Below are 14,995 nucleotides of genomic sequence, written 5' to 3' on the forward strand. Positions count from 1 at the left end.
TCCGACCCTTGTTATATTATGTCTTTCTCAAATTTACTCAATGGGGTAAAAGCATAATTATTTTCCTTTAAACTTCTACTTTTATGCTAATGGATTATAAAACAATAGGTTAGGTGTTTTTGTTATCCGTTTTTTGCATATATTCCCTTGGATTACTCACATTTTTGTAAGAGATCTCTTACAAAAATATAGCGGATGTCGTTATTGTCTGACTAGAGCTGGTAGTTTGTATTTATCGTTTTCGGCTTCGAGAATACCTAATACCGTCAAAACTAAACACCATTAGCGCAATCCAGATAAAAATAAAGGTACTGGTTTTATTGAAACTTAGCGCTTCTCCATAGACTGTTACCGCTAAGATAAACATCAAGCTTGGACCAATGTATTGGAAGAAGCCAAGTGTAGAGAGTTTAATTCGAGTAGCTGCACCGGTAAAACAGAGTAATGGTATGGTAGTGACTACACCTGCTAGCATCAGTAGGGAATTGATATGCCAACCATTGTTGAACATATTCGATGTTTCACTGTGCGTGAAAAGAGCCCAATATATGATGGCTAGAGGCAATAAGAATAGTGTCTCAATAAATAAGCCTGTTTGTGCGTCCAAATTGACTTTCTTTCGTAGTAGTCCATAGATACCAAAGCTGCTGGCTAGGGCAAAAGAGATGTAAGGCATCGAGCCAAAAGCGACCAATTCTATTGCAACACCAAGAAAGGCTAGTATCACTGCTACCCATTGTATTTTTCGTAGGCGCTCATTAAGAAACACCATCCCGAGGATAATATTAACAATAGGGTTGATGTAGTAGCCCAAGCTCGCTTCAAGCATATGATTGTTGTTCACCGCCCAAATGAAAATGAGCCAGTTCAAACCGATGAGAAAGGACGATATGAATAAATAAACAAGCTTGGTTTTATTTTTTAGAATTTCACGAAAAGAGTGCCATCCTTGGGTGAAATGAATCAAACCTGCTAGTAAAAAGAACGACCATACAATTCGATGTATTAGTATTTCAATGGCAGGAATAGAGGATAACGTTTTGAAATATATAGGACTAATGCCCCAGATGGTATACGCCATGATAGCAAATATCACACCTTGGCGAGTGCGTTGTTGAGCTTGGGTATTCATGGATTCTCGGTAGATGGGTAGCAAAAGAGCAGAGTATAAAGAGCGTTCAGTATAAGAGCTAGTAAAATGCAGTTTCCATCCTAGATCATCCCCATTACAATGTAGCGCTTATTTGCATTAACTAGTCACAGGTAATTTGCCTACATGTCCACCAATCTGTCTATCGCCGACGAATCTGATACTCAAGTAACACCACAACGTGTGCTAGAGGATGTGTTTGGTTATCCGTCGTTTCGTGATGGTCAGCAACAGGTGGTAGAAGCAACTCTTGCTGGTAGAGACTCATTGGTTATCATGCCCACCGGTGGCGGTAAATCTTTGTGTTATCAAGTTCCAATGTTGGTTTCATCAGGTATGGGACTGGTTATTTCCCCTCTTATTTCATTGATGAAAGATCAGGTTGATCAATTAAAAGCTAATGGTGTGGCGGCAGAGTGTATTAACTCAAGCATGAGCCGAGAAGACCTTTTATCGGTTTATAATCGTATGCATCAGGGCAAAATCAAGCTGATTTACGTTTCGCCTGAACGTGTGCTTATGCCAGACTTTATTGAGCGAATACAGCATTTACAGATCAATCTTATTGCGATTGATGAAGCACATTGTATCTCGCAATGGGGACATGATTTTAGACCTGAATATGCGTCACTTTGGCAGCTAAAACAAAAGTTTAGCCAGGTGCCTTTTATGGCGTTAACCGCAACGGCTGATGATACTACCCGTATTGATATAAACAGCCGATTACAACTCGATGATCCTCTGTGTTATCTAGGCAGCTTTGACCGTCCCAATATTCGCTACACATTAGTCGAGAAAGCCAAGCCGGTTTCGCAAATCATTCGTTATCTTGCTACCCAAAAAGGGCAGTGTGGCATCATTTATTGTGGTAGCCGTAAGAAAGTCGAAATGGTGACGGAGAAACTGTGTAATAACGGTATTCGAGCTATGGGCTACCATGCGGGGATGGATGCAGATGAACGTGCTTATGTGCAAGATGCATTTCAAAAAGATGATATTCAAATTGTGGTTGCGACTGTGGCGTTCGGTATGGGAATTAATAAGCCCAATGTACGTTTTGTGGTGCACTTTGATATTCCTCGTAACATAGAATCTTACTATCAAGAGACAGGCCGAGCCGGTCGTGATGGTTTGCCTGCAGAGGCAATGACTCTATATGATCCTTCTGATATTAACTGGCTTCGACGTATGCTGGATGAGAAAGAAGATGAACAGCAAAAGAAAGTGGAAATGCACAAGCTCAATGCAATGAGTGCATTTGCTGAGGCTCAAACTTGCCGTCGCCAAGTATTACTGCATTATTTTGGTGAATATAGAGAAAAAGCCTGTGGTAATTGTGATATCTGCATTGACCCACCAAAAACATTTGATGGAACAGAAGCGGCGCAAAAAGCGTTATCTTGTGTCTATCGGGTAAATCAATCTTTTGGTATGGGTTATGTCACCGAGGTTTTACGCGGTATGCAGAATATCCGTATACGTGAAAATAATCATGACAAGTTATCTACTTACGGAATAGGCAGAGAGCATAGTCATGACTACTGGGTGAGTATAATGCGTCAGTTAGTTCATAAAGGGCTACTCACTCAAAATATCGCTCGTAACTCTACTTTGCAGTTAACTGAAGAAGCCCGGCCATTATTGCGTGGTCAAATGAGCTTGGAATTAGCGGTGCCTAGATTAGATCTTACGGTGGCTTCTAAGTCTGATAAAACACTCACTAAACATTACGATAAAAAGCTGTTTGCTAAACTGCGTAATCTTCGTAAACGACTAGCAGATGCAGAAGGCTTACCACCGTATGTGGTATTTAACGATGCTACTCTAATTGATATGGCGGACATGATGCCAATGTCTTATGGCGAGATGCTCGCTGTAAGTGGTGTAGGGCAACGTAAACTTGATAAATATGCTGATGCATTTCTCGATTTAATTCAGGAGCACATAACTGGTGTCTAGTTTTACTGTACGTGATTTTGATGCACAAAGTGCTCGGCTGTCTCTCGTCGCGCCTTCTTTTGATCATGATAGCTTTCCTATCATTGGACAACGATTTATTGATTTGATCAGCGCAACGATAGTAGAGAAACAGCAGGATGCCGATCTTCACTCTTGGCTGATTGATTTTGAAGGCTGCAAGTTCATGCTACGTGCGGAGCACTATAGTGAATCTATGTGGTTAGAAGCGCTTTCGGTTGATCACTCTGTAGAAGAGTTGCAGTTTCTGGCGCAATTGGTCGCTAAAGGTATTTAGTTTCACTCAGTTTTTTAGATGAACGCTGTTTTTAAAATGAGTGAGGTTTCACATGAAACCAAAATACTGTCTATCTATTGCACTAACCAATTCGTTATGTATAATTCCGAGCCCGCCTAATAGGCAGGACTATAAATTTTGAGATGAAGCAATGTGCTTCGAATGGGTTCCCTCGCCCCCATCTATTAAAAAGGTACAATATGAACCGTTTTGATCCATCACAACTGCGTAAAGCGCTGTTTTTTTTAGCGTCATTCCACCTTATTATCATTGCTTCAAGTAACTTTCTTGTTCAATTACCCTTTACCGTGTTTGGTTTCCATACCACGTGGGGGGCATTTACTTTCCCGTTTATCTTTTTAGCCACTGATCTTACTGTGCGTATATTTGGCGCAGCAATGGCACGTAAAATTATCTTTTTGGTTATGCTACCTTCTTTGATTGTGTCTTATATCCTATCGGTGGTTTTTCACCAAGGGCAATTTCAGGGTTTCATTCCTCTCGGTGAATTTAATCTGTTTGTCGCCAGAATTGCCATAGCATCATTCATGGCTTATCTGCTTGGTCAGATCTTAGATGTGCATGTCTTTAACCGCCTACGTCAGATGAAGCAATGGTGGATAGCACCGACTTGCTCGACATTATTTGGTAATGCTTTGGATACGCTCGCATTCTTTGCCATCGCGTTTTATAACAGCCCTGATGCCTTTATGGCGCAACATTGGCAAGAGATTGCATTGGTAGATTATGTCTTTAAACTGATAATTAGCTTGGGTTTATTTGTACCTATGTACGGTGTGTTACTCAATTATCTAACACGAAAATTGACTGAGCAATCAAGACAGAGTGTTCCAGTACAAGCTTAAATAGATAAAACGAAGAAGAGCTCCTTATTAGGAGCTCTTTTTTTATGGGTCAATTTCTTTGTATTAATGCTGTGCGCAGTAGTCTTGCCAAAAGCGTACAGCCTGTTGCTTTGCTTCTTCTTTATCTTTGAATTGACTAAAGAGTACGGCAGTAAGAGAGGCGACAACATGATTGGCCATCTGCACTTTGTCACGGCTTGGCGTACCAAGAGGACATTGCTGGGGAGTCATAATCTCCTCATTGTACATTTCACGCCAGTAATGCGATTGTAAGCCCTTACTATCGCTTGTCCATATAGTCTGACTCACCTTAGGGTTGTATTCAGATTCACCTGATACACCTTTAAAAGAAACGACTGAACAATTGGAATGACCGATATTGGTTTCTATTTTAGCGTGCAGTTCTTGAAACCCGGGATGAAAACTCCCTCTTATTCCATACTTAGCACTACCTGGGTTTAACCCTCTTACCACGGTATTAATCGGAGTTCGCAATCCATAACGTTTTTTCCAGTCCAACATTTTCTCTGCAATTGGTGCAAAGTGAGTCAGTGGTAAATAAACAATATTTGATTGGCTAAGTAGAGCCTGCGCGTCAGTGATGTCTTTGGCTGTATTAATATCTAATGAAGTTAGGTAATGCTGGCTGTGAATGCGCTCTGAGCCGATATCTAAATGACCATGGATTAGGACTTTGTATCCTTGCTTAGCCAAAATAGAAGCGGCAATTAGATTCCATGGAAGACCTTGCTGGTGGCCATCATCATCTAATTTACTTTTCTTTCCTGCATAACAAGGCCAATCAATATCGACTTCTAATGTTGGCAGTCTTCGATGAAATGCTTTGGTGAAGCCTGCGATCTCTTCAGCTGTTTCATTATTGACGCGAATAAGCATCATCAACATCGCCATTTGATCATCATCGATCTTACCATCAAGGTATTGATCCATTACTTGATAGGCTTGATCAAAAGAAAGGGGCTTGCGACCTCTTTCTCCACGACCAACACAACGGATACATTCTAAAATTATACTCATGAATAAAGCTCTCCTTGCTCTAACTGCTAGAGATTTTGATAACCTAATATCTCTTAGAACAGACATATGTAAAAAAGCCCAACTCAATTAGTTGGGCTATAAATGGGTTATATTTGCTTAATTTGCAAAGGCCAATTTTGGTCACTTTGCCGATGTGCTTCGATTTCCAGTTCTGCTACGGTCAATGGGTTGGCTAGGCACCAATTCGCATCGATATATAAGCATAGCGCTTTACCTTGCGTCTTAAGCTCAACACTAGGTTGTAGGCTAACGTTACGTCGATGCGTAAGAAGGACAGACAGCCTTAAAATTCGAAGGATGTTTTCAGCACTTTGCCTACTGACTGCATGTTGCTCAGGTAAAGAACATAGGTTGTCTTTGTAGCGAAGGGTAACTTCGGCTAATAGTATTTTCTGTGCTCGGGTAAAGCCTGGAAGATCGAGGTGTTGTAAAAGGTAGGCATTGTGTTGCCCCGCCTTTTTAAAGTCTATGGTTAGCCCAATTTCATGCAGTTGAGCGGCTGTTTGCAATAAACTTATTGCGACAGGCTCGGCTAGGAAGTCTTCCTGGCATTGTGTCACTAGCTTTAAAGCGGTTTGTGAAACTTGCTGTGCATAGTCTTGATCGAGTTGGAAGCGTTGTTGGATACTGGATACGGTACGTTGGCGAATATCTTCTTGATGCAATTCTTTTAGCATCTCATAGACCATGCCTTCACGTAACGCGCCACCGGCTAACGTCATCTCGTCAATTTCTAGTAATTCAAAAATAGCGAGTAGGATAGAGAGCCCGCTTGGAAAGACCAATGCTCGTTCAAGGGTTAACCCTTCAATTTCAAGCTCTTCTAAAGCGTCCGCTCGCATTGCTTGTTTTTGTAGACGTTTAAGTTTGGAGTGAGTAATTACTTCGTCCATACCCTGCGCCAACATTATCTCTTGCAGTGCTTGTACTGTGCCACTTGCTCCGACACATAAATTCCATCCCAGCTCTGTGTATTCACTAAGAACCGGCGCTAGAGTCTGCTTGGCAGCTTCAATGGCGTTATGAAAGTTTTGAGGAGTAAGTTGTCTATCACTAAAGTGCCGTTCTAACCAAGTGACACAGCCCATTTGCAAGCTGTGCAATACTTTGGCATCAAAACCTTGGCCAATAATGAGCTCGGTACTTGCTCCGCCAATATCTACGACAAGACGCTTACCTTTACCACCAGAGGTGTGGGCAACGCCTTTATAGATAGTTGCCGCTTCTTCGGTACCAGAAATTACTTGAATGTCTTTACCGAGAATTTGATTGGCTTTGTCTAGAAACTCATCAATATTGGTGGCGACTCTAAGGGCCGCAGTACCCACAATACGGATGTTCTGCTCTGGAATATCTTGTAAGCGTTCAGCAAACAGAGACAAACAGTCCCATCCTCTTTGCATCGCTTCTTGGCTCAATGTATTGCTACTGTTTAATCCAGCAGCTAAACGAACTTTGCGCTTAATCTTCGCCATGGTGCGAACACTGCCATGAACGTGTTTAACCACGAGCATGTGAAAGCTATTTGAGCCAAGATCAATGGCGGCATAAAGAGGAGATGAGTCTGTCATAACCAGATTAGCTATTCCCTGATGGTTTATTGTAAGGTCGAGATGGTTTGTTGCGTCGCTGATTATTATTGCGACCTTGAGGTTTTCCACCAGGACGACGATTGCTTGATGAATGGCGTAAACGAATAGGCTTAGGTAGCTCTTGAATCAAGGCTTCAGAATCATACTCAGATGATGGAATTGAATGGCCAATATATTCTTCAATTGCAGGTAAGTTTATTGCGTATTCTTCACAAGCAAAACTGATTGAATTACCATATTCTCCCGCGCGACCTGTACGGCCAATACGGTGCACATAATCTTCACTATCATCAGGTAAATCATAGTTAAATACGTGTGTTACTAGAGGAATATGTAAACCACGAGCAGCTACATCAGTTGCCACAAGGAAATCTAACTCGCCAGAAGTAAATTGGCTTAGGATTCGTTCGCGTTTTTTCTGTGGAATATCCCCAGTTAAAAGACCTACGCGATGCTCATCAGCAGCTAAATATCCCCATACTTGCTCACACTTATATTTAGTGTTGGCAAAAATGATGGCTTTTTCTGGCCAATCTTGCTCAATCAGAGTCATTAACAGAGCCATTTTATCTTCATTTGATGGCTGAAATAGCTCTTCTTTGATGCGTACATTGGTACGACGTTCAGGTTCTACTTCAACATGCTCTGGCGTATTCATGTGTTCAAATGCTAATTCTTGGACACGGTAAGACAGAGTTGCAGAGAAGAGCATGTTCAAGCGATCTTTTGGCTCAGGCATGCGACGGAACAAAAAGCGGATATCTTTAATAAAGCCAAGATCAAACATACGATCGGCTTCATCAAGAACAACAGCTTGAATATGGTTCAAATTAAAAGCTTTCTGTTTAAAGAAATCAATAATTCGACCAGTGGTGCCGATTAAGATATCAACACCTTGTTGTATATCATTCAGCTGTTTATCGTAGCTTTCACCACCATAGGCAAGAGCAGCTTTTATACCTGTACTTGCAATCAAAGATTCAGCATCTCGGTGGATCTGAATCGCCAATTCACGCGTTGGTGCCATAATTATGGCTCGCGGTTGGTTCACTGCTCGAGACTCATCGGCAGGGTTTTTTAGTAGGTAATCAAAAGTAGCGGTTAGAAAGGCTAAAGTTTTACCAGTACCTGTCTGAGCTTGCCCCGCAATGTCTTGGCCAGTGAGCAGTACTGGCAGCGCTAACGCTTGAATCGGAGTACAATACTCAAATCCTTTTGCTTGCAACCCGGTAATAATAGTTGGGTGCAAATCGAAGTCGGCGAATTTTTGCTCTGTGATGTGTGTCTTTTTCATAAGCATAGAATATCAGCTTACGCTTGCATTAAGAAAGGAAATCCATTCCAATAGGCAATCTAATTGCTGATAATCATCTAATCGGCAACAAAATATTGATTTGGAGCTAAAGATGAGCGATAAGATTTTGCAGCTTGCTGACGACAGTTTTGAAAGTGATGTAATAGAAGCTGCAGGCCCAGTGCTAGTAGATTTTTGGGCAGAATGGTGTGGTCCTTGTAAAATGATTGCCCCTATTTTGAATGAGATATCTGAAGAGTACGCGGGTAAGCTTACTATTGGTAAATTAAATATCGATCACAACCCAGCGACGCCACCAAAGTATGGTATTCGCGGTATTCCAACACTGCTACTGTTTAAAGACGGTGCTGTGGCGGCAACTAAGGTAGGAGCGTTATCTAAAACTCAATTAAAAGAGTTCTTAGACGCGAACATCTAAAAATAAATTAACCGTGTATTTTTAGTACACGGTTTTGTTTTTTTTCTGAAGGTAGACTAGGCTTGTTTTTAGTGCTAGTTTATTGCACGTAAATCATACGATTTTTCATTTCTTGGTCGATCCTGAGACCAAATCTTTCTTAACTAACACATACAGATCCTATTTTGACTACTAAATCTAATACAAAGACCACCACGCAATCGACTTCTAAATCGACCACTATGAACTTGACTGAGTTGAAAAACAGACCTGTCTCAGACTTAGTGAAGCTTGGTGAGAGCCTTGGTCTTGAGAACCTTGCTCGGTTGAGAAAACAGGACATCATTTTTTCTACGCTAAAAGCGCACGCAAAAAGTGGTGAAGATATCTTTGGTGATGGCGTTCTAGAAATTCTACAAGATGGGTTTGGTTTTCTGCGTAGCTCAGATAGCTCATATCTAGCCGGCCCAGATGACATCTATGTATCTCCAAGCCAGATTCGCCGTTTTAACCTGCGTACAGGTGATAGCATTGCGGGTAAAATTCGTCCACCTAAAGATGGCGAACGTTACTTTGCACTATTAAAAGTTAACACTGTTAACCACGACAAACCTGATAACGCTCGTAACAAGATTTTGTTCGAAAACCTGACTCCATTACATGCCAATGAGCGTATGACTATGGAAGTGGGTAATGGTGCGACTGAAGATATTACAGCTCGTATCCTAGATTTAGCATCGCCAATTGGTAAAGGTCAGCGTGGTCTGATCGTTGCACCGCCAAAAGCGGGTAAGACAATGTTGCTACAGAACATTGCACAAAGCATTGCACGTAACCACCCTGAGTGTGAGTTGATGGTGTTGCTAATTGATGAGCGTCCGGAAGAAGTAACAGAGATGCAACGCCTTGTTCAAGGTGAAGTAATCGCATCTACGTTTGATGAACCAGCATCTCGTCACGTTCAAGTTGCAGAAATGGTCATCGAAAAAGCGAAACGCCTAGTAGAGCACAAGAAAGATGTTGTTATCTTACTGGACTCAATTACTCGTCTTGCTCGTGCATACAACACAGTTATTCCATCATCAGGTAAAGTTCTTACCGGTGGTGTAGATGCCAACGCATTGCATCGTCCTAAGCGCTTCTTTGGTGCAGCTCGTAATGTTGAGGAAGGCGGAAGCTTAACCATCATTGCAACAGCACTGGTTGATACTGGCTCGAAAATGGATGAAGTTATTTACGAAGAATTTAAAGGTACAGGTAACATGGAACTGCACCTGAATCGTAAAATTGCTGAAAAACGAGTTTTCCCAGCGATTGACTTTAACCGCTCAGGTACACGTCGTGAAGAATTGCTTACAAAAGCAGATGAGCTTCAAAAAATGTGGATCTTGCGTAAGATTGTTCACCCTATGGGCGAAACAGACGCAATGGAATTCTTGATTGATAAGTTAGCAATGACGAAAACAAACAATGAATTCTTTGATGCAATGAGACGTCAGTAACAGATTAGATAAAATCATTTAGTTTATTGAACTAAAGATAAAAAACGCCACCTAATAAGGTGGCGTTTTTGAATCATCAAAAAGTATGGTGCTAGGATGGCACAACAACGACACAGGGAGTGAAGGTATGCTTAAAAGACAATTAGCAACACTGTTAGTCATTGTGCTTAGTGGTCTAGGCACGGCAAATGCTATTGAGTTGAGCATTCAAGATAAACAACATTTGCTTGCTGATACCCAGTCTCATAAAGATGCTCAACATATCGCATCCCTAGCTTTATCGGATCAATCTGATAAGGCCAATTTCGATCTTCTTCGCATTAAGCAACCAGAACAAGAGGTCGTGAGGTTTCTTGCAATTAAAGCTATTGCAGAGAGTCACCCTAAATATACTTCTGATCTTGCGGTTTTTGTTGACTCACAACGTAAGCTTCCTTCTTCTTTGAGCCTTGTTGAACAAGGTGATGGTTTCCGTTTTAGAGCTCCTGCATTTTCCTATCAGCAAATGGCTCAGCGTTTAATGGATGACTGGAAGCTAAATGAAAAAGTCATTAGCTTGTACATTGGTGTTGAAAATGAACAGCTCGATTTACGTCGATGGCTAACCGAAAATCCAGAGCTCACTTCTCAAAGAGAAAAATTGCTTATTGATAATATTGATAAGTTATCAGAGCAGGGGCTAGGTTTTTTAACGAGCCAAGTAACCAATAATCATGTGCTTTCTTGGTTACCAAGTTCAGAGTTGATGTCCGTAATGGCATCGGCTTCACAAAGCCAAGACTTGTATGCCATTCTTTGGAAAATGAAAGCAAGCGGTGCAATGCATCGAGAAATTGAAAGATTGGGTAGTGATGGAAGTGAGTTTTCTATCCAGCAATTGATTCAGGCAAGTCAAAATCCATCTCTTAATCAGCGTAGCCTTCAGCTATTAGCTCGGTATGCGCCAACTTCACAGTCTGCAGATGATTTTTTGATCTCGAAGATGTCGAATAAGAATGATGCGCAAGTCATTACAAAAAGCATTCAAGAATACGGATATGGCAGTTGGTTGAAAGAGTGGGTGACCGAACACCCAGAAATATTCAATCGTTAAATTTGTTAGCTGAAGCCTACGCAGTTTTTGTTATACTGCGCCAATCTTTTTAGGCTAAATGGACTGTTATGAGCTGTAAAGACTTGCGAGATTTCCTTGCTCTTTTAGAAAAAGAGGGGCAACTAAAACGCATCTCCCATCCTGTCGATCCCGACTATGAAATGACGGAAATCAGTGATCGTACTCTGCGAGCTGGTGGTCCAGCACTTCTGTTTGAAAATCCTATTGGCTACGATATGCCTGTTCTGACTAACTTATTTGGTACCTCCAAGCGAGTTGCGTTAGGAATGGGGCGTCAACAGGTGAGTGACTTAAGAGAAGTCGGTAAACTATTAGCCTACTTAAAAGAGCCTGAGCCACCAAAAGGCTTTAAAGACGCATTAGATAAACTACCTGTATTCAAGCAAGTGTTAAATATGCCAGTCAAACGACTGCGCAAAGCCCGTTGCCAAGATATTATTTGGCAGGGTGATGAGGTCGATTTAGATAAAATCCCCGTAATGAGTTGTTGGCCTGATGATGTTGCTCCGCTATTAACTTGGGGCTTAACTATCACTAAAGGTCCAAAACAAAAAAGACAAAACCTTGGTATTTATCGCCAACAAAAGCTCAGTAAAAATAAAGTTATTATGCGTTGGCTTGCTCACCGAGGCGGCGCTCTAGATTTAAGAGATTGGGTTGAAGCCAATCCAGGTAAGCCGTTTCCTGTATCGGTAGCCTTTGGTGCAGATCCCGCGACTATTCTTGGTGCAGTAACGCCAGTACCAGACTCATTATCAGAATATGCTTTTGCAGGTTTACTACGTGGCAGTAAGACCGAAGTAACCAAATCTATTAGTAATGACTTAGATGTACCAGCAGGGGCAGAAATTGTTCTTGAGGGCTATATCGACCCTAATGAGTTTGCTGATGAAGGACCTTATGGTGACCATACTGGTTATTACAATGAGGTTGAAAGTCACAATGTCTTTACCATTACTCATATTACCATGCGTAAAGATCCTATTTACCACAGCACCTATACCGGTCGTCCACCGGATGAGCCTGCGGTATTAGGTGTCGCTCTAAATGAAGTGTTTGTACCTATCTTACAAAAGCAATTCCCAGAGATAGAAGACTTTTATTTACCACCGGAAGGCTGTTCATATCGAATGGCGGTGGTAACGATGAAGAAGCAATACCCGGGACATGCTAAACGAGTCATGATGGGGGTATGGTCTTTCTTGCGCCAATTCATGTACACCAAATACGTGTTGGTGTGTGATGAAAGTGTCAATGCCAGAGATTGGAGCGAGGTTATCGCCGCAATGACTGAGCATTTGCAACCTAAGCGCGACATAGTAATGATAGAGAACACGCCTATTGATTCTCTAGACTTTGCTTCACCTGTTGTGGGCTTGGGCTCAAAGATGGGTTTGGATGCCACGATAAAGTGGGATGCTGAGCTTTCAGTCTCAAATGACCAAGCTCATTCAATGACTGAGTTGAGTGAATCTAAAGCTCAACAGTTATGTGATAAATTAAAAGAGCAACACTCTTACCTATTAGATTGCCACCTTGCTCCAGAAGCCGGTCGTGGAGGGATGTTGCTCCTATCTATTGATAAGACAAAACCTCATCAAGGCAGTGACATCATTAAAGCGGCATTAGAGATCTTCTCTAATTATACGGCAATTAAATTTGTCATCGTGTGTGATGATGATGTCAATGTTCGAGATTGGAATGATGTTATTTGGGCGATTACAACACGTATGGACCCTTCCCGAGATAGCTTGTTTATCGAAGGCGAACATTCTCAACTCAGTATTTCTCAGCTGGGGATCGACGCAACTAATAAGTTGGGAAGTGAAGCAACGCGAGAGTGGGGCAGACCCATTCATAAAGATAAACACCTTGTTGCTCGCATTGATAGTATTTGGGATAAGCTCGATATTCTATGAGATATAAAGTCGAAATTTTACCTAGTGGAGTGATATTTGAAGTCAATGAACAGCAAACAATATTAGATGCTGCTCTAGCGCAACAAATAGCATTCCCAAATCGGTGTCAGGTTGGTGCATGTGGTATGTGCTTGTGTCGTTTGACATCAGGCACAGTCACTTACCAGTTGGAACCGATGTTGACAGAAAAAGAGCAAGCCCAAGGTTGGGTGTTTGCTTGTCAGGCATTTGCCACTACAGATTTAGTACTTACCTTCGAAGAGTAAGGATACAGAGGAAGATATGACCATTCGTTGTAAAGTAAAATCAATTAAGCCACTCGCAAGTAATACTTTTCGTATATTACTTCACCCTGAAACGCCGGTAGAGTTTAAAGCAGGGCAATACTTGATGGTCGTCATGGCTGAAAAAGATAAGCGTCCCTTTTCTATTGCAAGTAGTCCTTGTCGTCATGAGGGAGAGCTTGAGCTACATATTGGAGCAGCAGAAGAAAATGCTTATGCTTTAGAAGTAGTCGCGAGTATGCAAAAAGCATTAAACAATGATGGTGACATTATTATAGATGCACCTCATGGTGATGCGTTTCTCCAGCAAAGTGATAGAGAAATGGTGCTGATTGCTGGTGGTACTGGTTTTAGCTATGTACGTTCTATCCTTGACCATTGCATTAGCCAGAATGTTCAAAACCCTATTTATCTATATTGGGGTGCACGAGAAATATCTCAGTTATATGCATTTGAAGAGTTAACAGAGATAGAGCGGCAACATACCAATATTCATTTTGTGCCAGTAGTGGAAGATGATAAAGGTACTTGGACAGGCAAGACCGGTAATGTCTTACAAGCAGTGATGGACGACTTCACCGATTTATCCAGTAGTGATATTTATATTGCAGGTCGCTTTGAAATGGCAGGAAGCGCAAGAGAGCAATTTATCTTCCATAAGAAAGCGAAAGTAAAACAGATTTATTCCGATGCGTTTGCTTTTATCTAAAGCACAAAATTAAGCCGAAACACAAACAAACAGCCTGCTTTTCAAGCAGGTTGTTTGTTTGTTGAACGTTAAGAAAAAATGAGCGAAAAACTTTGAAAAAACGCTTGCCAATATGATGAGCATCTCTATAATGCGCCCCACTGACACGGCAACAGCGACAACGCTTCGCAGTGTTTCAGTAGGTCAATTAGCAGAACCATTTGAGTTTAACTTCTTATTAGAAAATAAATTCAAAAAAGTGTTTGACACTACGGTTCAAAACGCTAGAATGACCGTCCACTTGAGAGGTAAGCCTCGAAAGTACGCTCTTTAACAATTTAAACCTATCAATCTGTGTGGGCACTCGTTGATGATAATCGAAAAGATTTATCAATGAACTGAGTGACCAATTTGATACTTCGGTATCGAGCACAGTCAATTCATTACTATTCTGTTGGAATAGTAATAGCTTTAAAATTACTTCTTACTTTCGAGTAAGGAACAGTTTTGAAGTCAGTATTCATTGAGCCGGTCGCCTTTTTATAAGAGCGGCCAACAAAACTTTAATTGAAGAGTTTGATCATGGCTCAGATTGAACGCTGGCGGCAGGCCTAACACATGCAAGTCGAGCGGAAACGACAACATTGACCCTTCGGGTGATTTATTGGGCGTCGAGCGGCGGACGGGTGAGTAATGCCTGGGAAATTGCCCTGATGTGGGGGATAACTATTGGAAACGATAGCTAATACCGCATAACGTCTACGGACCAAAGAGGGGGACCTTCGGGCCTCTCGCTTCAGGATATGCCCAGGTGGGATTAGCTAGTTGGTGAGGTAATGGCTCACCAAGGCGACG

Annotated in this window: 14 protein-coding genes, 1 rRNA gene and 1 pseudogene; 12 read left to right on the forward strand and 4 right to left on the reverse strand. The window is 41.6% G+C overall.

Annotated features, from left to right (window positions below; all coding sequences use genetic code 11):
• Window positions 1–232 precede the first annotated feature (232 nt).
• Window positions 233–1,132: an EamA family transporter RarD gene (gene rarD / locus A9260_RS10020; protein ID WP_068698596.1), complete on the reverse strand. Its 900-nt coding sequence runs from the start codon at window positions 1,130–1,132 to the stop codon at window positions 233–235.
• A 144-nt stretch (window positions 1,133–1,276) separates the two neighbouring features.
• Here rarD and recQ point away from each other — a divergent pair, with 144 nt between their 5' ends.
• The 3 genes from recQ (at window position 1,277) to A9260_RS10035 (ending at window position 4,270) form a co-directional block, all read left to right on the forward strand.
• Entirely contained in the window at window positions 1,277–3,109 is a 1,833-nt protein-coding gene (gene recQ, locus A9260_RS10025; RefSeq protein ID WP_068698598.1) for an ATP-dependent DNA helicase RecQ, read from the forward strand.
• Window positions 3,099–3,404 (forward strand): DUF3630 family protein, encoded by a 306-nt coding sequence (locus tag A9260_RS10030; RefSeq protein WP_197485283.1) that lies wholly within the window; start codon window positions 3,099–3,101, stop codon window positions 3,402–3,404. Before recQ ends, A9260_RS10030 begins: the two co-directional genes overlap by 11 nt.
• A 200-nt stretch (window positions 3,405–3,604) precedes the next feature.
• Entirely contained in the window at window positions 3,605–4,270 is a 666-nt protein-coding gene (locus A9260_RS10035) for a 7-cyano-7-deazaguanine/7-aminomethyl-7-deazaguanine transporter (protein ID WP_068698602.1), read from the forward strand.
• 63 nt (window positions 4,271–4,333) lie between these two features.
• Here the strand turns inward: A9260_RS10035 and A9260_RS10040 are convergent, their stop codons facing one another.
• The 3 genes from A9260_RS10040 to rhlB all read right to left on the reverse strand — a co-directional run bounded on the left by A9260_RS10040 (window position 4,334) and on the right by rhlB (window position 8,215).
• Window positions 4,334–5,308, reverse strand: a complete 975-nt coding sequence (locus A9260_RS10040; RefSeq protein WP_068698604.1) for a glycosyl transferase family protein — start codon at window positions 5,306–5,308, stop codon at window positions 4,334–4,336.
• A gap of 107 nt (window positions 5,309–5,415) precedes the next feature.
• A complete protein-coding gene (gene gppA, locus A9260_RS10045) occupies window positions 5,416–6,900 on the reverse strand; it encodes a guanosine-5'-triphosphate,3'-diphosphate diphosphatase (RefSeq protein ID WP_068698606.1) in 1,485 nt (494 codons plus the stop codon).
• Between the two features lie 7 nt (window positions 6,901–6,907).
• Window positions 6,908–8,215, reverse strand: coding sequence for an ATP-dependent RNA helicase RhlB (rhlB, locus tag A9260_RS10050; RefSeq protein ID WP_197485281.1), 1,308 nt, complete (start codon window positions 8,213–8,215; stop codon window positions 6,908–6,910).
• A 112-nt stretch (window positions 8,216–8,327) separates the two neighbouring features.
• Between rhlB and trxA the strand changes: the two genes are divergently transcribed.
• From trxA to A9260_RS10090, 9 genes and pseudogenes are all read left to right on the forward strand, one after another.
• The gene (gene trxA, locus A9260_RS10055; RefSeq protein ID WP_068698610.1) at window positions 8,328–8,654 is read left to right on the forward strand and encodes a thioredoxin TrxA; all 327 of its coding nucleotides are present in this window, start codon (window positions 8,328–8,330) and stop codon (window positions 8,652–8,654) included.
• A gap of 221 nt (window positions 8,655–8,875) precedes the next feature.
• Window positions 8,876–10,135, forward strand: coding sequence for a transcription termination factor Rho (gene rho, locus A9260_RS10060; RefSeq protein ID WP_068698612.1), 1,260 nt, complete (start codon window positions 8,876–8,878; stop codon window positions 10,133–10,135).
• Between the two features lie 127 nt (window positions 10,136–10,262).
• Complete coding sequence (locus A9260_RS10065) at window positions 10,263–11,228, forward strand: hypothetical protein (RefSeq protein WP_068698622.1); 966 nt, start codon at window positions 10,263–10,265, stop codon at window positions 11,226–11,228.
• 68 nt (window positions 11,229–11,296) lie between these two features.
• A pseudogene (gene ubiD, locus A9260_RS10070) lies at window positions 11,297–12,686 on the forward strand (4-hydroxy-3-polyprenylbenzoate decarboxylase); the annotation flags it as partial.
• A 17-nt stretch (window positions 12,687–12,703) separates the two neighbouring features.
• Entirely contained in the window at window positions 12,704–13,168 is a 465-nt protein-coding gene (locus tag A9260_RS17265; RefSeq protein WP_373604476.1) for a hypothetical protein, read from the forward strand.
• Window positions 13,165–13,434: a 2Fe-2S iron-sulfur cluster-binding protein gene (locus A9260_RS10075; protein WP_068698616.1), complete on the forward strand. Its 270-nt coding sequence runs from the start codon at window positions 13,165–13,167 to the stop codon at window positions 13,432–13,434. Before A9260_RS17265 ends, A9260_RS10075 begins: the two co-directional genes overlap by 4 nt.
• 16 nt (window positions 13,435–13,450) lie before the next feature.
• Window positions 13,451–14,161 carry an NAD(P)H-flavin reductase gene (gene fre / locus A9260_RS10080; protein ID WP_068698618.1) on the forward strand — a complete coding sequence of 237 codons (711 nt, stop codon included), beginning with the start codon at window positions 13,451–13,453 and terminating at the stop codon, window positions 14,159–14,161.
• Between the two features lie 130 nt (window positions 14,162–14,291).
• Window positions 14,292–14,474, forward strand: a complete 183-nt coding sequence (locus A9260_RS10085; RefSeq protein WP_156684036.1) for a hypothetical protein — start codon at window positions 14,292–14,294, stop codon at window positions 14,472–14,474.
• A 230-nt stretch (window positions 14,475–14,704) separates the two neighbouring features.
• Window positions 14,705–14,995: ribosomal RNA gene (locus tag A9260_RS10090) — 16S ribosomal RNA — on the forward strand; the annotation flags it as partial.

Source organism: Vibrio sp. UCD-FRSSP16_30, from assembly GCF_001676025.1.
Taxonomy (GTDB): Bacteria; Pseudomonadota; Gammaproteobacteria; order Enterobacterales; family Vibrionaceae; genus Vibrio.